A 19,362-nucleotide genomic window follows, 5' to 3' on the forward strand; every position below is an offset into this window, starting at 1 on the left:
GCGATGCGCAGATGGATATCTATCCTATAGATTCTACGCTTGTAAGCGTTATCCTTTTTGCTGAACAAGTTTATGTCGTGTGAATGCATACAAAAACACCCCTACTTATGTAGAGGTGCTGGTAGTGGATAGAGGATCACGACGCCTTCTGCTCCTGCAATACAACCCTCTTCTCACGCTGACGTGAGAAGACATTGAAGAACAGATTCAAGAAGATGGCCATGAGGCTTCCTGCCACGATTCCATTATCGGTGAGGATGCGGACAGCTTCTGGCATCTTTGAGAAGAGTTCCGGGACCGCGGTGACCCCGAGACCCATTCCGACGGAGCACGCAATGATCAGGAGATTCTCCTGTGATGAAAAGTCCACCCTGCTGAGCATCTTGATGCCGTATGCGACGACCATGCCGAACATGGCCACCATGGCACCCCCGAGCACGGCAGACGGGATGACGGTCGTGAGGGCTCCGATCTTCGGTACAAGGCCCAGGATGATCAGGAAGGTTGCCGCGGCATAGATCACATTCGATTTCTTTACGCCTGAAAGCTGGATAAGCCCGACGTTTTGGGAATAAGCGGTATATGGGAAGACGTTGAAGATTCCACCTAGGAAGATGGCAAGCCCTTCTGCCCGGTATCCCTTGGATAGATCTTCCTCGCTAAGCTTCCGATTGGTGATATCCCCTAGGGCGAAATAGACACCCGTCGATTCTACCAGGCTGACCATGGCCACGAGGATCATGGTTAGGATCGCGGCGATGTCAAAGGTCGGCATGCCGAAGTAGAAGGGCTGTGCCATATGGAACCAGGATGCTTCCCCTACTTCCGAGAAGTTCACTTTCCCCATGAACATGGCGGCTATGGTTCCCGCCACAAGCCCCAGCAGGATGGATACAGATCGAATGAAGCCGGTGAACATTTTGTAAAGGACAAGGATGAAGATCAGGGTCCCAAATGCCAGGAGAAGATTATCAATGGAACCATAATCTGCACTTCCCTCTCCTCCAGCCATATTATTCATGGCAACAGGAATCAGGGTGATCCCGATGATGGTGACGACAGAACCCGTCACGACTGGCGGGAAAAAGCGTACAAGCTTTCCGAAAAACGTGCTGATGATGATGACGAACAAACCTGAAGCAAGGATGGAGCCATAAATACTTGTAATCCCGTATTTCGCTCCGATGGAGATCATGGGACCGACGGCTGTGAAGGTACATCCAAGGACGACCGGAAGTCCGATGCCGAAGAACTTATTTTTCCACACCTGTAGCAGGGTGGCGATCCCGCACATGAAGATGTCGATGGATACCAGATAAGTGAGTTGTTCACCCGTCAAACCGAGGGCCCCTCCAACGATCAAGGGGACAATGACGGCCCCCGCATACATTGCGAGTACGTGCTGAATTCCAAGGGAAGCGGTCTTGAGTGATGATTGCTTCATGACACTTCAGCTCCTTTTTTGAAGGTGACTTGCCCGTCGTTGAGTGACTCAATTTCAGCCAGCGACTCGACCCGGTAGCCCGTATCCCTCACAAGTTTCCCGCCTTCTTGGAAGGATTTCTCGATGACGATACCGATTCCTGCCACGTGTGCACCTGCCTGTTTCACGAGCTCGATCAGCCCAAGGGCTGCCTGCCCGTTCGCCAGGAAATCATCGATCAGCAACACCCGGTCCCCTTCCTTGATGTATTGAGTGGATACGGAGATGGTATTCGTCTCCTGCTTCGTGAAGGAATAGACCTCAGCTGTGAGCAGACCTTCTGATAGAGTAAGAGATTTCTTTTTCCGGGCAAAAATCATCGGCGTTCCGAGTTCCATGGCTGCCATCACACCCGGTGCGATCCCTGATGATTCGATCGTGAGGACCTTTGTGATGCCCTCATGTCTGAAGCGCGCGGCGAATTCCTCCCCTATTGCCTTCATCAGCTGCGGATCCACTTGGTGATTCAAGAACGAATCCACCTTCAATACTGTATCTGATAATACTTTGCCTTCTTGTTCAATCTTCTTGTGAAGTAGTTCCACTGGTTTCGCTCCCTTTCTGAAAATGAAATAACCCGAAAGCATCTCTCAGAGTGAGACAATGCCTTCGGGTTATGAAAGGAAAGCGCAAAAATACGCCGCATTGCTCACCCATAGTCGATTCCTTTACGGTGAATCGGTAGAAACTTGCAGGCCATATCCCTGCCTTTATATGAGTGTGCTTTTTATGTAGTTGATAGTACGGATTATATCGGTAAAAAAACGATTTGTAAAGGTGTATTTCCTAACGTTCGGGAGGATTTTTTAAGTTATTGTTCGCAAACGCTGAGGTTTGGTTGGATCCGATGTAAGAAGCAGATGGTTCATTCATATCAGTTGTATTCACTTTTCACGGACAGTCCGATGGAGGTTGGGTATTACTGGAATCACTCTAATGCCGTGAATTTTTGCTGCTGTGCACCCTCTTTCTCTCGTCTTCTTTACATTTTGCTCACACCAAAATATATTCCACCACCTGAAAATGACCGGTCTCCCCATAAGACCGGCTTGCGTTGCTCCATTATTTCATCAGCTCTTTTAGTAATAGGCGAATCTGCTCACCCCTTTCATGCGAGGGCAGGGTATTCTTGATATGCTCCCGCTCCCTTCTAATGAAAGGCAGCTTTTTTGCAATCGATTTGCACCGGTCCATGAGGATCCCGGACAAATCCTTTGCGAGGCCGGGGCTTGAGCCGGAGGTGGATACAGAAATGGTGAGGTCCCCCTCCCTTTTGAATGACATCATCTGCATATTTCCTTTATTCCCGTCACTTGCTACGCAGACCCAGGTGGAAGCATCAGCCATGATATGCAACGCTTCATTCGCAGAAGGATCATTCGTAGCTGCGATGAGGAAATGGGCTCCTTTCAAATCCTCCTTCTGAATGCAGGCCCTTTTCCAAACAATGGCACCATGCTCATGGAGTCGCTGTATTTCTTCAGATGCCTCCGGGCTGATGACGGTGATCACGGCTCCCTCGTTCATAAAGACGGATAGCTTGCGGAGTGCGATCCTCCCTCCGCCTGCAATAATCACCTTCTTCCCGGTGACATCAAGCATCAGCGGCAGCAAATTGCTCACCTCTCCTATAAAGCGGACTTGAAAGGGCTTCGTGCGTACGCTCCACGAACGCTTCTCTTACTAGATGGTTGTACCCGAGATATTTTCCGAGCTGGAGATGTGGATTTCCACTCTTCTTGATTTTCGCTTGGATGTCTTTCATCAATAGTCCTGTGAACAGGAGGTACGGGATAAAGAGGACCGGTTCTTTTGTCGCAGACATCTCCTCGAGGATACCGGAAAAGGATGGTTCACAAGCGGTCAGAAAACATGTTTGGACCGTTTTCATTCCCGATCGCTGTCGGACCTTCTCTGCAATCGCTCCGAGATCACGTTTGACCGCGGGGTCTGAACTTCCCCTCCCGATGAGGACCACATGATCAACCACGGAATTCAAGTGGAGGATGACACTTTCAATCAGCTTGTCATGAACCCCGATCGGACGCCCGTAGCTGACGGCTATCTCAGGGTACTCTCCCATACAGGTATCAATCTCTTCCGGGATATCTTTTTTCGCATGAACGGCAGTGAGTAAAAGAAGCGGGACAACGGCGATATGCGTGGCGCCTTTTTCCACGCATGCCGCGAATCCTTCCTGAATGGATGGTTCGGCAAGTTCAAGAAAACTGATTTCCTGGATCTCTGCGTCGACATGGGATTTGCACGAGGTGATGAAGTCGACGGCTTCATCCCTCGCTTCCTTCAAGCGGCTTCCGTGACAGACATATAAGACGGCTTTCTTCATTTTATAATGCCTCACTGATGGCCGGTTCAGATATATTCTCAAACCATTTGATCTTTTCACGGAAACGGACGACTTCCCCGATAATGATCATGCTCGGATTCTGTATGCCTTCTCTCTCCACGACCTCCACGATATCAGCAAGCGTACCGGTGACCGTCTTCTGTACATCTGTCGTTCCCCAATGCACCAGGGCAACCGGGGTTTCGGGAGATTTACCGTAGCGGATCAGACGGTCCCGGATAAATGGGAGGTTGCCGACCCCCATGTAGATTGCAAGGGTGTCGACCCCCTTCGCAAGACCTTCCCATTTCTCTTCATCTTCTTCCCCGTGGGCATGCCCGGTCACGAAAGCAACGCTTGCGCTCACGTCACGATGGGTGACGGGGATACCCGCATAAGCAGAAGCGGCAATGCCCGAAGTGATGCCGGGCACCACTTCGAACGGGATGGATTTAGCGGCTAGTGCCTCCGCTTCCTCTCCACCTCTTCCGAACACAAACGGGTCTCCCCCCTTCAGTCTGACTACTACCTTGGATCCCGATGCATATTTAATGAGAAAACGGTTGATCGTTTCCTGCTTCATCGTATGATAATGAGGCAATTTCCCGCAGTAAATCAGATCGGCCCCTTCTTTCGCATGGGTGAGGAGCTCTTTGTTCACCAGCCGATCATAAAGAATCACATCAGCCTGCTGGATGGCTTTCAGCCCTTTGATGGTCAGAAGGTCCGGATCCCCTGGCCCGGCCCCCACTAAATATACTTTCCCCATTGGATCTCCTCCTTCAGTGTTTACTTTATGATGGTTTCCTTCTCGTGGAGGACGAATGCTGCTCCTCCGCCTCGCAATCTCCGTTTCTCATAAAGCGAGATGTCCACGATTTCAGGTTTCTTCAGAAAATACTTTTCTAATTCAATCTCCACCAGATCAAATGCTTTTTCATCGGAGTCTGCTGCGACCACGACGGGGGTAACAAAGGTATGGGTCGTTACTTCAAATCGATACAGATTCATCTATTCATCCCCCTTTATGCTTCCTGAAGCAACCCGTCCAGTGACTCTTGCAGATCGGCCGTTCCTACACGATTCACGTAGTCAAAGAAGGCTTCTCCCGGTTCCTTCGTATTCTTGAAGTGGATGAGGAGACCCTTTACCACATCTGAAAGCTGCTCGGCTTCCACTTTCCCCTTCAGCTTTTCATTCAACGTCCCTCCATCTTGGAGTGTACCTCCTACATAGATTTCAAAGGCCTCGATCATCTTTTTGTCCTTTGTCCGCATCTTGATTCCCTGAAGACCGATGTCGGCAATTTGCCTCTGCCCGCATGAATTGGGACACCCGACCATATGCATGCGCACCGGCACATCGAGGCTCAGTTCACGATCCAGTTCATTGGCGATCCTGCGCATTCTCTCCTTCGTTTCGACGAGGGCAAGATTGCAATATTCAATCCCTGTACAGGACACGGAATATCCGATAAAGGATAACGGGCTCGTGGAAATTCTATCGAAGATTTTTTCTTCCAACAGGGCGTCCACATGCTCATCCGGGATATTCGGAATGATGAGATTCTGTGAGTTGCAGTTTCGCAGTTCCCCGTTCCCGTATTTTTTTGATATCCTTGCAAGCTCCAGCACTTCGTCGGAACTGAGTCTGCCCACCGGAACATTCAGTCCCACATAGTTCAGCCCCTCTTGCTTCTGAGGCTTTACTCCATAAAAGTAGCCAGCATTCCATCCCGTTACGGCATCCTCTCCGCCATCCGGTAGCTCGACATACTCCAGTAATTTCTCCTTGAATTTCTCGGGACCCCAGTCCGCAACGAGGAACTTCAAACGTGCGAGATGCCTCTTCTCCCTGTAACCAAAATCCCTGAAGATCGTCGTCACGGCAATCGCTACTTCTTTTACCTGATGTGGCTGGATGAATACATCCAGTGTCTCAGCAAGGAACGGTCTTGCTGACAGGCCTCCCCCTACCTTCAAATGGAAGCCTGCCACTTTTGTTCCGTCAATCACTTTCGTAGCCGGTACGAACGATGCACAGTTGATTTCTGCATTTGATGCATTATTGATATTAGAAGAGATGGACAGCTTATATTTTCTCGGAAGATTCGAGAAATCTTCATTAAGCTGGAAGAAATCATATACTTCCTTCACAATCTCCCGCGTGTCGAACAGTTCATCCGGATCAATGCCCGTCAGTGGATTCCCGACGATATTCCTAGTGATGTCTCCACATGCACCGGCGGAGGAAAGGCCGACTCTTTCAAGACGGTTGAAGATGTCCGGAATCTGTTCGATTTTCAACCAGTGAAACTGGATGGCCTGTCGCGTCGTGATGTCGTACACATCACGGCCGTACTCTTTACAGATGGCCGCGAGTTCTACGGCTTGATCATATGTGAGAATGCCAGAGGGGACATTGACCCTCATCATGAAATAGCCATCTTCTTTTGGACGTTGCAAATACAGGCCAGCCCATTTGAACTTATCCCACTCTTCCTTCGGGATCGATGAAAAACCATTTTTTGCGTATTCAGGGATATCCTCCAATATAGTCAAGCCATCCCGCTCAAGCTTCCATTGTTCGGTTTTATTCAATTTCTCATTTTGTTCCCAGTGCTTCTGATATGCCATGCTCTCCACTCCTTAGATCAATTGTTTGACTTGAAGATGATTCCAGATCTGCTCAACGCACTCGTCTATCGAATGTTCTTTTGTGTTCAACGTGATTTCAGGATTCTCCGGCTCCTCATAAGGGGCGCTGATGCCTGTGAAATTCGGGATCTCCTGATTCCTTGCTTTTTTGTATAGCCCTTTCGGATCCCTTTTTTCACACTCATCAAGGGGACAATGAACATAGACCTCAAGGAACTCTCCCTCACCGACCAGATTGCGGACCACGGCACGGTCTTCTCTGTACGGCGAGATGAAAGCGGTGAGGACGATTTGACCGCTGTCCACGAATAGCTTCGATACTTCACCGATCCTGCGGATATTTTCTTTGCGGTCCTTTTCATTGAAGCCAAGATCGGCATTCAATCCATGGCGGACATTGTCCCCATCGAGTACATACACTTGCTTCCCTTCTTGGAATAGTCGATGGGACAGGGCGTTTGCAACCGATGACTTCCCGGAGGCAGATAGCCCCGTGAACCAAAGGATGAAGCTGCCATGGCCATTTTTATTTCGGCGGTCTTCTTTTTTTACGGCACTTTCATGCCAGACGATATCAGACATGATTTCTCCTCCTTACTGTGATTCTTCCTTCTTCAACCCGTCGATGAGCACCTTGATGACTTCCGGTCTCGAGAAGGTGCTTGGAGGGACTTCCCCTGCCCTCAGCATGCCGCGCACCTTCGTTCCCGACAGAATGACCCGGTCCTCTTTTCCGTGGGGGCACGTTTTGGTCGTTGCCATGCCTTCACATTTCTGACAGTAGAAGCTGTGCTCGAATTTTAATGGAACGATGCCGATCTCCCTTTCCGAAAATTGTTCAAAAATCTTCTGTGCATCATAGGTTCCGTAATAGTCCCCGACCCCGGCATGATCACGTCCCACAATGAAGTGGGTGCATCCATAGTTCTTCCTTACAAGCGCGTGGAAGATGGCTTCTCGAGGTCCTGCATACCGCATGGCTGCCGGGAATACCCCCAGGAACACCCGGTCCGTAGGATAATAGTTTTTGAGAAGGACTTCATAGCTTTCCATCCTGATCGATGCCGAGATATCATCCGACTTCGTTTCTCCGACGAGGGGATTAAGGAATAAGGCATCCACTGTTTCAAGTGCCGTCTTCTGGATATACTCATGAGCCCGATGAACCGGGTTCCTGGTCTGGAATCCGACGATTGTCTCCCACCCTTTTTCCTTGAAAGCCGCCCTCGTCTCCACAGGATCGAATGAGTAGGCTTCAAATGGTTTATTCAAACGCTTATGTAGGGTGATTTTCCCTCCCACATAGATGGGGCCACGGTGGAAAAGCTTTTTGACTCCGGGATGCTCTAGGTCTGTGGTTCCGTAAACGAGCAGCGCCTCTTTTTCTTTATCCGGTGTGTAGATTTCCTGGATTTCGATCGAACCGTATGTGGTTCCGTCATACACCAGCCGGCTTTTCTTCCCGACCGTTAAGCGATCGGCGATCTCCTGTTCCACCGGGAGGGTGATCGGGATGCTCCAGACGGTTCCGTCGGCCAATCTCAGGTTCTCGACAACGCTCTTATAGTCGGCTTCTTGCAGGAACCCCGTGATGGGGCTGTAACCTCCTATCGCGATTAACTCGAGATCACTCAACGAGATCTCATCGAGGGGAATCTCCGTTTCAATGGTCTCAACTTCTTCCTCCGGTGCATATGATTGTACAAGTGTTCCTCCATGCGGTTCTAAACTCATCATGACTCCTCCTTCAATTGATTCAAATTCCTCCGCCATCTTCATGAACGGCCCGTTTTTCTTTCCGGATTGCTTTCATCAAGGATAATGCCCCTATCGTCGCAATCATGACCGAAACGGGGATGATGATGGAATAAATGTCATAGTCGACCAAAAGCTTTACAAGGAAATACGAAATACTCAATGACACAAGTGGTGAGACGATCCAGATCTTCACGATCTTTTTCACGATATCGCTCTGGATGACTTCCCTCCCGTTCCTGGCGGTGCCAAGTCCGATAATGGAAGAAGACGTCACCTGGACCAGGGGTACGGGAAGCCCGAAGATCGAACTTGTGATCACCAGACCGGCCCCTACACTAGAAATGAGGATCCCCTCTGGCTTGGTGAACCGGGTGATCTTCTTGCCGTTCGTTTCCACTACTTTAGCACCTAATAAAAGTGCCCCTATTGCGACAAACGCTCCTCCCACCCAAACGGCCGGACCCGCTTTCAGCATGCCGGCCCCAACCAGGGGACCGACGGCATTGGCCACATTGTTCATGCCCGCAGAGAAGGCCTCCAGGAAGCCCGCGAGAATCAAAACGTACCCGATCCATGTATGATTGAATGTCCACCCCCGCTTTTCGAGCCCATATAGCCCTTTAGCAAGCAACCATGTAAGAATGAACGCCGTAAACGGGACAATCACCCAAAACAACATGATGGTCAGCAGGGATTTAATGAATAGAACCTGATACGCTACCCCTACTCCCACCACAGCCCCGACCGTCACCTCACTTGTCGAAAGCGGGATTCCCATCAGATTGGCAATGAAAAGGGAACAAGTAGCGGATAAAAGAATGATGATCACTAACTTGGACGTCAGGATGGTTGATGGAATGATCCCCGACCCGATGGTTTTGACTACCTCACCACCTCCGAGGACTGCACCGGCAAGGACCCCGATGGAGCAGATGACAAGGGCTACTTTCATTTTCTTGATGGCACCCGATCCGTAAGCCACCCCCATTGTGGCAGCCGCGCCGCTTGCCCCGATATTCATGGCAAAGAATAAACTGATGATGATGGCGATGATTTCCAGCATGTCTGCCCTCCTAGTGTAGCCCGCATTCCGTCTTGCCTTTGCCTGTCCATCTGCCTGATCTCAAATCATTCATATCATAAGCAGGGGATGTACAATGGGAGCACCCGATGCTCGGGTAGCCTTGATCATGCAACACATTATATGGAAGGGAGTGTTTATGGACATATCTCCATACATCCTTCCATGTCCAATGGATCAACGGACAGATCTTGATGGAACTGAACTTGTCATCTTTATTGATGAACTGTGTATCCTTCCGCGTCGGGGACTGCTCGCGCCTGAGCCCTGAAATCCAGGCATCCCCGCCTGAAAGCACCTCCTTCAACGGATCGAGCTTCCTGATCTGACAGCACTGATTCGGCTGCGTTTCCCATAACCGATCCCCAAATTGTGCTGCTTGTTCCTCGAGGGATAGCGCAGGTTTTTTCATCTCGATCTGAAGGGAAGGATACTTTTCTTCCACTTTTTTGATTGTCTCGTACGTTTCCTTGAAGTGGACATCGGTATCCAGGAAGACGATGTTTGCACTGGGATTCACCTTAGAGATGAGATCGATCAGGACCATTCCCTCGATCCCGAAGCTGCACGCGTACACAATCCTGTCACCATAATGCCCATATGCCCATTCCAAGACGTTCAGGGCCCCTTTGTAGGTGGGATCAACCCCGAAGTCCTGATCATGTTCTTTCCAATTTTCGTATGTCAACACGTTGATCACCGCTTTCCTCATGCCCAAAAGAAAAAGACATTCATGCGCAGTCAAATAAAACCTGCGGATGAATGCCTCTAGTTTTTCTAGTCAGCATGATTATTTGATTCGTACTTTTTCATTCCGTTCTAATTGAATGACTTTACCGTTTTGCACCACGATCGTAATGGAACCGAAGTCCATGTTTTCAAGCATGGAATTGATCGTATCCATCCATCCCGCCGCATTTTCCTGCTTATCCTTCTTGTTCATCGACTTCCCCCCGTTTTCAACATCTGGGTCCATGGAAAAACAGCCCCCCATTTCGGAAAGCTGTTCAGGTATCGAACCTTATCTTCCAAAATGAGTCCCATTTTGCTGGAGTTAGCACCTTACATTATGTAGGTTGCCGGGTTTCATCGGGCCAGTTCCCTCCACCACTCTGGATAAGTTATATTCATTTGAATAACTAAAATAATAACAGATAATTGAGATAAGTCAATCCGACTTTTTTTATAGGAATAATGAATTTGAACTATTTTTCACAAACTCATTTCCTCCAGGCCCTTAACACAAGGTATTCAGAGAAATTCGATTCAACCACCATTTTTTATTTGTGGGCCTATCCGAATTCTTGATTCCCTTCATCCAGACAATAGTAGGCTGTGTCCGCAAACAAAAAAATCGTGATCAGGCAGCCACGATTTTTCATACTTGGATAATTGATTAGGAAACCGGCCCGCCGGAAATGTACAGGATCTGACCGTTCACGTATGATGAGCGTTCATCTGCAAAAAAGGCAACGGCGTTGGCGATATCTTCCGGCTGACCGCTTCGCCTGGCCGGTATTTGATTGATACTCATGCTGACCAATTCGTCAAACGGAACACCCATACGCTCGGCGGTCTGGCGCGTCATATCGGTCTCAATGAATCCTGGTGCCACGGCGTTTGCGGTGATCCCGTAAGGACCGAGCTCGATGGCAAGCGTCTTCGTCAACCCCTGAAGGCCGGCTTTGGCAGTGGAATAATTCGCCTGTCCACGGTTCCCCAATGCAGATGTGGAGGATACATTGATGATCCTCCCGTACTTTTGCTGCACCATGAAGGTTTGGACCTCCCTCGTCATGAGGAACGCTCCTTTCAGATGGACGTCCATGACCGTATCCCAATCCCCATCGGACATTTTATAAAGAAGATTGTCCCTGATCACGCCTGCATTGTTCACGAGGATGTCAATCCGTCCGAAGCGTCCAACAATTTCCGCCACGGCTCCCTTTACATCATCCGGTTTGGAAATATCCGTGACTCTCAGAAGTGGTTCACCCCCTCGTGCGTCTTCCCCCATCAATCGAAGGGCTGCGTCATCCGTGTCCAGTACTGCAACCTGATATCCTTCCTGTGCAAGCCTTTCCCCAACAGCCTTTCCGATTCCTTTAGCTCCACCGGTGACGATGGCCACCCTTTTTATATTGGTCACGTTCTGCTCACTCCTTTTGTGAATGGTTGTTCATTCAGTGGGCTGCACTCGACTGCAACCACTCTACGTATCAATTCGGCATATTATGGAATGTTCCTGCATCTCCCTTATGGATGAGCGTAATTGTGAATGCGGGAGCGCCAGGATCACGTAATTATCTTTCACTGCGTATATACAGATACAACAGGATCCCGGACGGCCATTGGGCTTTCCGGGATCCTGTTGTTACACCAATAATTGAAACAACGTCTTATCCTGATTGACACATTGATACGCAAATCCTTTTTGATTCATCCGGTCAAGTAGTCCGGGGTAATCTTCCCTATGCTTGAGTTCGATTCCAACGAGTGCGGGTCCGCTCTCTTTGTTGTTTTTCTTCGTATACTCAAAGCGGTTGATGTCGTCATGAGGTCCAAGCACCTCATCGAGGAATTCCCTGAGGGCTCCGGCCCTTTGGGGGAAATGAACGATGAAATAATGCTGCAATCCTTCAAAGATCATCGATCGTTCCTTGATTTCCTGCATTCTGCCGATGTCATTATTGCCGCCGCTCACGACACATACCACGTTTTTCCCCTTGATCTGATCGGCATACTGATCGAGGGCTGCGAGGGAGAGCGAACCAGTAGGCTCTGCAACGATCGCATTGCGATTATAGAGTTCGAGGAGGGTGGAACATACCTTGCCTTCAGGTACCACAAGCAGATCATCTAATACCTCCCGGCAGATCCTGTAGGTGATTTCACCTACATTCTTAACTGCGGCACCGTCTACAAAGGGATCGATATCCGAAAGGGTGACATGCTTGCCCTGGGTCAGGCACTCGTTCATGGCGGCAGCGCCCGATGGTTCAGCACCGATCACCAACGTATCGGGCGAAACACTCTTCAGGAACGTCCCCATTCCCGCAGCCAACCCGCCTCCACCGACCGGAACGAACAGGTAATCGATCTGTTCGCTGCAATCATTGAGGATTTCTACTGCCACTGTCCCTTGGCCAGCAATCACATCTTCATTGTCATAGGGATGAATGAACGTCCGATTTTCTTGTTCGCTGCATAGAATGGCTTTTTCATAAGCATCATCGAATGTATCACCTGTCAAGACCACTTCCACATGTTCTCCGCCGAAGAACTTCACTTGATCCACTTTTTGCTTAGGGGTCGTGGTCGGCATGAAGATCTTTCCGTGGCTTCGTAATAGGTGACAGGAATGGGCGACTCCCTGGGCATGGTTTCCGGCGCTCGCACAGGCAATCCCGTTTTGAAGTTCCTCTTCAGACAGTTTTTTGATGCGATTATAGGCACCACGGATTTTGAATGATCGCACGACTTGAAGATCTTCCCGTTTCAGATATACGTTACACCCATATTTATCCGATAGCAGAGAATTGAACTGCAAAGGTGTATGAAGCACTACGTCTTTGATGCGCTGATTGGCGATCATGATGTCTTCCACCAATACGGTTTGACTCTTTTGCTGTGTTTGATCCATGCTTCTCTTCCTTTCTATTGCTTTTTCACACAAAAAACCCGTCCCCTGATTAGGGACGAGTCTGCTCGCGTTACCACCCTAGTTCCGGTCCACACTGGCCCGGCACTCTATGAATCTTCTTCTTAACGGTGAAGACCGACAGAGCTTACTGTATCAATTCAGCCCTGTTTCTCGGAGAGGATCTTCAGATCATGGTATCCGCCGGTTCCCAGCAACCCGGCTCTCTTTGGGACACGTTATCATCCTACTGTTCTCGTCATTGAATATGATTCTTCAATTTTATACATAAGAGTAACAGGTAATAAAATACGCGTCAATAAGTTTATTGTCAATTTTGAATATTCCATTAATGTAAACGCAATCATTTACGCACGCCACTTTAACTGACCCAAAAATCCCGTTTCAGAATTCTATAATCGTATCATTTCAGCTGTTTTGAAAACTCCCGGAAAGCTTGATGATTGGTCGGACCATGCCCATCCCCAAGTTCAAGGGTATGTTCAATGGCAGAAGAAATGAACGTCTTTGCAAGCGATACTGCCTCATGGACAGTGTGACCCTTGGCAATTTGAGCCGTGATCGCTGCTGAGTACGTACAGCCTGTACCATGGGTATGTCGTGTATGGAAGCGCCTGGAAGTGAACGTGTGAAAATGCTCTCCATCATACAAAAGATCGGTCACAAGATCCGAAGCCGAATCCTGAAGATGCCCTCCTTTAATGATGACGTTATCCGCCCCCATGGTGTGGATGATTTTGGCCGCTTTCTTCTGATCTTCCATTGTATGGATTTTGATTCCTGTCATTTTTTCTGCTTCAGGGAGATTGGGGGTGATTACATAAGACAAGGGGATCAATTCATGGATCAGCGCATCGACGGCCCCTTCATGAAGCAGGGAAGCCCCGCCCTTTGCCACCATGACCGGATCGACCACCACGCGCCTCCATCCACGCTGCTCAATGGATGCAGCGACAATGGAAATCATTTCTCTGTCCACCAGCATACCGGTCTTGACTGCGTCAGGACTCAAATCCGTTGCGATGGCATCCATTTGTTCTTCCACAAAAGATGGCGGGACGGGATGGATCCCGTGGACGCCCAATGTGTTTTGTGCCGTCACTGCAGTGATGGCACTCATCCCGAACACCCCGAGTTCCTGGAACGTCTTAATATCCGCTTGGATCCCTGCACCGCCACCACTATCTGATCCGGCAATGGTCAATACTTTTTTCATCTTGCACACACTCCTGTTCATCGATGTATTTACGGTAAAGGGCCTTCGCTTCAGGAATATCGGATGTCCCATGGATCAAGGCACGTCCATCTGAAAAAACGACCATCCGGTGCCCTTCGATGTTCACATTCACAAGGAATCGGTTAGCACTGAGGATCCGCCCCTCCTTCATCCTTTTAGTAAACGATTCGAGGTGAAGACTGAGGGGGCTTGAAGGCCTGATGTGGACGGCATCCCTCCCACAAAGGACGCTTGCCTTCACTCCCGATGTTCCTTTCAAAGCCGGAAAGGTTGGGTTCGATCCGCATGTCGGGCAATCCATTTTTCTCATGCTTTCGATGGTGACCTCACTACGGCTGTTTTCCCACAGATCAAAGGATAAGAGCGTCTTTCTCAGAGTGCCTTTTGCGCCGGTGAGGATCTTCAACGCTTCTGTGGTCTGATAAGAGGTCACCATCGTGACGGCAGGAGAGATGATCCCCTGCGATTCACACGAATCCCCGTTCACCGGCAGTACGTCCTGAAGACAGCGAAGACAGGGTCCTTCGCCAGGGAGGAAGGTATGGGTGATTCCATAGGAACCAAGGCAGGCACCGAAGATCCAGGGAATCGACCTCATCCGCGCATGATCATTCACCATGAGTCTCACATGGAAGTTATCGGTCGCATCGATCAACAGATCCGCTTCCATTGAGGAAAGCATGCCGGGGGTGACTTCTCCCACCCTTCCGTCAATTTCCACCTGTGAATTCACTCTTTTCAACCGTCGTTCGGCGGCCGCCGCCTTTGGAAGTGAGCTCTCTGCATCGTGCTCCGTATACAGCTGCTGCCGCTGCAGATTGCTCCATTCCACATAATCACGGTCGATGATGGTGAGCTTCCCCACCCCCGACCTTGCCAACATGTCGGCAACAGAAGATCCCAGTGCACCGGCACCGATGATGATGACGCGCTTCTCCCCCAGGACTGCCTGCCCCCGTTCTCCAATGGGAGCAAATAAAATCTGTCTGGAGTACCTTTCGCTTTTCACTGCATCAGTCCCTCCAATGGGCTGCTTGCTGATGCATAGGTCTTTTCCGGGATACGCCCCGCTTCACATCCCAGTCGTCCGGACAATACCGCAAGCTTCATCGCCTCTGCCATCTTCACAGGGTCGCCTGCTTGAGCAACGGCCGTATTCAATAAGACAGCGTCGGCTCCAAGCTCCATCGCTTTCGTCGCATCTGCGGGCGAGCCGATCCCTGCATCAACAATGACGGGTACACGAGCCTGCTCGATGATGAAGGAAAGATTCAGGGGATTGATGATTCCCTGACCCGATCCGATCGGTGAAGCACCCGGCATGATGGCATGAACGCCAAGTTCCTCGAGTCTTTTGGCAAGGACGACGTCATCCGATGTATAGGAGAGGACGGTAAACCCTTGACTCAGCAGTTCTTCAGAAGCTTTCAAGGTTTCCACTGGATCCGGTAGCAGGGTCTTTTCACATCCGATCACTTCCACTTTGACCATGTCACATAAACCTGATGCCTTCGCAAGCTGTGCATGGCGGACGGCTTCCGCGGCATCTTTCGCTCCGGCCGTATTGGGCAGTAAAGTGAAGCTCCCGAGATCTAATTCCTCCAGGACATTTTCCCCAGGGGAATCAAATACGTTCATGCGACGGACCGAAAAGGTGAGGATTTCCGCACCTGACGCTTTCACAGCCTTTCGCTGGATCTCCTGATCCGGATACTTCCCCGTACCGAGAAGCAATCTTGATTCAAATTCATACGTCCCTATCTTCAACATGTCAACCGCCTCCTACGAAATGGACGATCTCTACCCGATCGCCAGCATTCAATTTGATATCCCTATGCTCAGCTTTCTTCAGTATCTGTTTGTTCCACTCCACGATCAGCATCCGCTCACCAGTCTTAAGGTGGATAAGGAGGTCATCTACTGACTTCACTTGTGGTGGAACCTCGGTTTCTATCCCATTGACGTGTATATTCATAACCCAATCTCCTTTCGCAGTCCTTATCACTCAGTAGATCTGCCATCAGCACTCCAGTAATCGGAGCCAGAAGAATCCCATTCCGGTAGTGACCTGTCGCCAATGACAGTCCCTCCACATCCGGAACCCTTCCCATGAATGGGAGCCGTGAGGATGTTTTCGGCCTCGTACCTGCCCATGCTTTTCCCCATGCGGCAGCGGCAATGCCCGGTGCAATGGTGCACGCCTTGGCAAGTAAACGTGAGACGCTCTCAGCAGCTACATCTTCACTGAACGATCCTACTTGTTCCGTGGCACCGATCGTCAATGTGCCATCTGCTTTCGGGACCAAATACACGTCATCTGATACAATCGTTCGATTCAGGAATCCCTCCTTAGGGGTCACAGAAATGCATTCCCCTTTTACCGGCGCAGCGTCCAGTTTAATTCCTACCCGTCGCAGGATATGCTGACTCCAGGCGCCACCTGCTACCACCACCTCATCACCATAAAGAGGTCCCCGCGTGGTGTTGACACCAATGACTGAACGCCCTTTCATGATGAGTGTGTTGACCTCGGTGCCTTCATGGAGTACCGCCCCCATAGTTGCTGCCGAAATAGCCAGCGCTTCTGACAGTCGAGGTGCAAGAAGATTGCCGTCCCGTGGTATATAAAGACCGCCAATGAATGAGCGGGATAAGGAAGGCTCCATTTTCCTTAACTCCCTTTCCTCCAGCCACCGCAATTCCTCCTTCATCCCCTGTGGACTGTTCGCTTCCTCTTGAAGGAGGTGTTGCTCCCTGCCTGTCATAGCAGGCATGATCATTCCGTTTTGTCTCAAACCGATATCGATTCCTGAACAGTTCAGGAGCTGTTCGGCTAGGGCCGGGAAGAGATCCCTGCTTTCTTTGGCAAGGGAGGTCATGGAGGGGTTTCCCCTGGTTTCAGTATGGACCCCCAACATTCCAGCTGCTGCACCTGAGGCTTTGCCCGCAAGCTTCCCTTTTTCCAAAAGGGTGACGTTGCACCCCTTTTTCATAAGCTCGAAGGCGATGGATAGACCAATCACACCTCCACCGACAATGATGATGCGCTTCATCGTGCTCCACCTCCCTTTAAAGATGCTCGATAATCCTCGGCCGCCCCCCGCGGATCCGTGCTGAGGAACACACCAGACAACACGGCGATGCCTGCTGCCCCTGCACGGATTACTTCAGCAGAGTTGTCCGGCGTGATCCCGCCTATTCCAACTACGGGAAATTCATCTTTTACTTTGCTGATTGCACCCACTCCGATACCGGTCTTTCCTGGTTTGGAGCCCGTATGATATATGTTCCCTAGGAGAATGGAGTCGGCTCCTGTTTTTCCTGCCGCATCTGCTTCCGCGGGACTATGCACGGATATTCCAATTTTGATCGTCGGGAACATCCTTTTGATTTCGGAGGGGGTGACGCTCCGGGATCCGAGCTGAACCCGTTCTACACCCGTCAACAAGGCTATGTCGACGCGATCATTGACAACCAGCTTCTCTGCAGGAACACCGGATGAGAGAAGCGCGAGAATGGTGTCGTATAGACAGCGCGACGACCAATTGTTTTCCCTCAGGTGAATGGCATCCACCAGGTGATGCACAAGCGAGCAGATTTGGACCACTTCTCGTGGAGACTGCTTTCCCGACGTGATGATGTGAAACTCCGGTTGGGACACTGCCATTATGCACCGGCCCCGGTTCGGGTGGTGGCCAGTAATTCTTGGAAGGGCCACCGTTCAAGGGTGAAGGCCATTTCCCAGAACTGGAGTTCATAAATGCTGCTCACCAGGAACAGTTCTTTCATGCGGGCGCGTTGAGTACCACTTGCGAGCTCTGCCAGTTCATCGAGCCTTTGGATCTGTTCCTCAACCAGCTCCCTGAACCATTCCCCTCCGTAGGTGGCGATCCACTCCTGATAAATGGGTTCTTCCGGCGTGCTTCCTTTCAATTTCTCCCCCACCTCATAGTACAGCCAGTAACAGGGCAGCAGGGCAGCAAGGATATCAGCCAGATCACCGACCTGAGCAGATCGGTACATATGAGAAGCATAGGCATACGCCGTCGGGGACGGAACGAACTGCTCCTTCTCTTCTTCTGTGATTCCGAGTTTGTCAGAAAACCCTTCATGGAGAGAAAGCTCTGCTTCGAACGTTGCCTGTGCATGGGCAGCCAATCGGGCGGATGTTTGAAGATCCCCTGCTTTTGAAGCCCCCAAAGCCTGCATTTTTGAAAAATGGGTCAGATAATAGGAATCTTGCAAAACATAAAATTTGAAATTCTCAAGCGGCAAGGAACCATCACCGATTCCTTTTACGAAAGGATGTTGAAAACTCGCCTCCCAGCAATCGTCTGCAGCCAGCCGTAATTCTTCTGAAAACTTCATTCCTCTTTCCTCCTTTTGACGATCCACTGAAACGAAAAAAAGCCATTTTCCACAGAGTTGGTGGAAAATGGCTTTTTGAGAATCCGAAACGGATAGAGATATCCTCAAAACGCCACTTCCCTCCGCTGGTATCAACCAGATCAGGTTCAAAGGGTCTTGAAGTTTCACTTCAATCTCAGCCGCTATTAAGGGCCCCCCTAGTGGATCGTCATATGTAAGTTGAGTTCGATGCTATCGTAACATGAAGAGATGGATTGTCAAGTCCATCCAAGGAAGAAACTGCTTTTATCCTATGAAATCGTACAAAGGTGAGGCGTTATATAAGTTCTATTATTTTTTGAATTGGCATGTGATAAGTAGGAGTCCGTGCTCTTCGCTGCGGCCAACCGCTTTCCACGGGGCGTGCGGTGAGCCTCCTCATTCTTGCGGGGTCTCACCCTGCCCGCTTTTCCCGTTGGAGTCGGTTGGTCTCCGCTTCGAGCACTCTGTAGTGAATAGTAGGACATGTTAATAAAACTAATGGCGTGAGAGAAGTTTCCAACCTTATATTCTCATAGACTTTATATATCATGGTACCTGTGCCGTATCTAACGGTTGATATTGTCTGGATAGACGGTAAGTAGGAGTGCGTGCTTCTTCACTGCGGCCAGTCGCTTTCCATTGGGCCTGCGGTGAGCCTCCTGATTCTTGCGGGGACTCGCCCTGTCCGCTTGTAACGTTGGAGTCGGTTGGCCTCCGTTTCGAGCACTCTGTAGTGAATACTGGAAGTT

General features: G+C 50.0%; 21 protein-coding genes, 3 riboswitches and 1 other annotated feature. All 21 genes read right to left on the minus strand.

The features are described 5' to 3' along the window. Positions 1-136: 136 nt before the first annotated feature. Positions 137-1,444, minus strand: a complete 1,308-nt coding sequence (locus tag D5E69_RS12000) for a nucleobase:cation symporter-2 family protein (RefSeq protein ID WP_048003710.1) — start codon at positions 1,442-1,444, stop codon at positions 137-139. Then, complete coding sequence (locus D5E69_RS12005) at positions 1,441-2,028, minus strand: xanthine phosphoribosyltransferase (RefSeq protein WP_048003711.1); 588 nt, start codon at positions 2,026-2,028, stop codon at positions 1,441-1,443. Before D5E69_RS12005 ends, D5E69_RS12000 begins: the two co-directional genes overlap by 4 nt. Positions 2,029-2,119: 91 nt before the next feature. After that, a riboswitch (purine riboswitch) is annotated at positions 2,120-2,221 on the minus strand. Between the two features lie 324 nt (positions 2,222-2,545). Then, the gene (locus tag D5E69_RS12010; RefSeq protein WP_063191565.1) at positions 2,546-3,085 is read right to left on the minus strand and encodes a precorrin-2 dehydrogenase/sirohydrochlorin ferrochelatase family protein; all 540 of its coding nucleotides are present in this window, start codon (positions 3,083-3,085) and stop codon (positions 2,546-2,548) included. Next, a complete protein-coding gene (locus D5E69_RS12015) occupies positions 3,078-3,830 on the minus strand; it encodes a sirohydrochlorin chelatase (RefSeq protein ID WP_159129718.1) in 753 nt (250 codons plus the stop codon). Before D5E69_RS12015 ends, D5E69_RS12010 begins: the two co-directional genes overlap by 8 nt. A 1-nt stretch (position 3,831) precedes the next feature. After that, complete coding sequence (gene cobA, locus D5E69_RS12020; RefSeq protein WP_048003713.1) at positions 3,832-4,599, minus strand: uroporphyrinogen-III C-methyltransferase; 768 nt, start codon at positions 4,597-4,599, stop codon at positions 3,832-3,834. 20 nt (positions 4,600-4,619) lie between these two features. Further along, positions 4,620-4,841, minus strand: a complete 222-nt coding sequence (locus tag D5E69_RS12025) for a DUF3906 family protein (RefSeq protein WP_048003714.1) — start codon at positions 4,839-4,841, stop codon at positions 4,620-4,622. 14 nt (positions 4,842-4,855) lie between these two features. Next, the gene (locus D5E69_RS12030; protein ID WP_048003715.1) at positions 4,856-6,466 is read right to left on the minus strand and encodes a nitrite/sulfite reductase; all 1,611 of its coding nucleotides are present in this window, start codon (positions 6,464-6,466) and stop codon (positions 4,856-4,858) included. Between the two features lie 12 nt (positions 6,467-6,478). Next, positions 6,479-7,072, minus strand: a complete 594-nt coding sequence (gene cysC / locus D5E69_RS12035) for an adenylyl-sulfate kinase (RefSeq protein WP_159130353.1) — start codon at positions 7,070-7,072, stop codon at positions 6,479-6,481. Positions 7,073-7,081: 9 nt separating this feature from the next. Next, complete coding sequence (gene sat / locus D5E69_RS12040) at positions 7,082-8,221, minus strand: sulfate adenylyltransferase (protein WP_063191567.1); 1,140 nt, start codon at positions 8,219-8,221, stop codon at positions 7,082-7,084. A 22-nt stretch (positions 8,222-8,243) separates the two neighbouring features. Continuing rightward, a complete protein-coding gene (gene cysP, locus D5E69_RS12045) occupies positions 8,244-9,305 on the minus strand; it encodes a sulfate permease (RefSeq protein WP_156183285.1) in 1,062 nt (353 codons plus the stop codon). Between the two features lie 13 nt (positions 9,306-9,318). After that, the gene (locus D5E69_RS12050; RefSeq protein WP_048003879.1) at positions 9,319-10,017 is read right to left on the minus strand and encodes a phosphoadenylyl-sulfate reductase; all 699 of its coding nucleotides are present in this window, start codon (positions 10,015-10,017) and stop codon (positions 9,319-9,321) included. A 99-nt stretch (positions 10,018-10,116) separates the two neighbouring features. Continuing rightward, positions 10,117-10,230, minus strand: coding sequence for a DUF2292 domain-containing protein (locus D5E69_RS12055; protein WP_370296022.1), 114 nt, complete (start codon positions 10,228-10,230; stop codon positions 10,117-10,119). A 114-nt stretch (positions 10,231-10,344) separates the two neighbouring features. Continuing rightward, positions 10,345-10,449, minus strand: a riboswitch (SAM riboswitch). Between the two features lie 273 nt (positions 10,450-10,722). After that, a complete protein-coding gene (gene fabG / locus D5E69_RS12060) occupies positions 10,723-11,475 on the minus strand; it encodes a 3-oxoacyl-ACP reductase FabG (RefSeq protein ID WP_159129719.1) in 753 nt (250 codons plus the stop codon). Positions 11,476-11,700: 225 nt separating this feature from the next. Then, entirely contained in the window at positions 11,701-12,969 is a 1,269-nt protein-coding gene (ilvA, locus tag D5E69_RS12065; RefSeq protein ID WP_048003721.1) for a threonine ammonia-lyase IlvA, read from the minus strand. A gap of 48 nt (positions 12,970-13,017) precedes the next feature. Further along, positions 13,018-13,238, minus strand: a binding site (T-box leader). Between the two features lie 152 nt (positions 13,239-13,390). Then, positions 13,391-14,203, minus strand: coding sequence for a bifunctional hydroxymethylpyrimidine kinase/phosphomethylpyrimidine kinase (gene thiD, locus D5E69_RS12070; protein WP_063191570.1), 813 nt, complete (start codon positions 14,201-14,203; stop codon positions 13,391-13,393). Further along, a complete protein-coding gene (locus tag D5E69_RS12075) occupies positions 14,169-15,233 on the minus strand; it encodes a ThiF family adenylyltransferase (RefSeq protein WP_159129720.1) in 1,065 nt (354 codons plus the stop codon). Before D5E69_RS12075 ends, thiD begins: the two co-directional genes overlap by 35 nt. Next, a complete protein-coding gene (locus D5E69_RS12080) occupies positions 15,230-15,994 on the minus strand; it encodes a thiazole synthase (protein ID WP_159129721.1) in 765 nt (254 codons plus the stop codon). Before D5E69_RS12080 ends, D5E69_RS12075 begins: the two co-directional genes overlap by 4 nt. A 1-nt stretch (position 15,995) precedes the next feature. Beyond that, positions 15,996-16,154 (minus strand): sulfur carrier protein ThiS, encoded by a 159-nt coding sequence (gene thiS, locus D5E69_RS12085; RefSeq protein ID WP_231579037.1) that lies wholly within the window; start codon positions 16,152-16,154, stop codon positions 15,996-15,998. Beyond that, the gene (thiO, locus tag D5E69_RS12090) at positions 16,138-17,277 is read right to left on the minus strand and encodes a glycine oxidase ThiO (RefSeq protein ID WP_063191572.1); all 1,140 of its coding nucleotides are present in this window, start codon (positions 17,275-17,277) and stop codon (positions 16,138-16,140) included. Before thiO ends, thiS begins: the two co-directional genes overlap by 17 nt. Then, positions 17,274-17,891 (minus strand): thiamine phosphate synthase, encoded by a 618-nt coding sequence (locus tag D5E69_RS12095; RefSeq protein WP_048003727.1) that lies wholly within the window; start codon positions 17,889-17,891, stop codon positions 17,274-17,276. Before D5E69_RS12095 ends, thiO begins: the two co-directional genes overlap by 4 nt. Next, the gene (gene tenA, locus D5E69_RS12100; protein WP_159129722.1) at positions 17,891-18,592 is read right to left on the minus strand and encodes a thiaminase II; all 702 of its coding nucleotides are present in this window, start codon (positions 18,590-18,592) and stop codon (positions 17,891-17,893) included. Before tenA ends, D5E69_RS12095 begins: the two co-directional genes overlap by 1 nt. A 100-nt stretch (positions 18,593-18,692) precedes the next feature. After that, a riboswitch (TPP riboswitch) is annotated at positions 18,693-18,801 on the minus strand. Between the last annotated feature and the right edge of the window lie 561 nt (positions 18,802-19,362).

Source organism: Rossellomorea marisflavi (assembly GCF_009806575.1).
In the GTDB taxonomy this organism is placed as follows: Bacteria; Bacillota; Bacilli; order Bacillales; family Bacillaceae_B; genus Rossellomorea; species Rossellomorea marisflavi_A.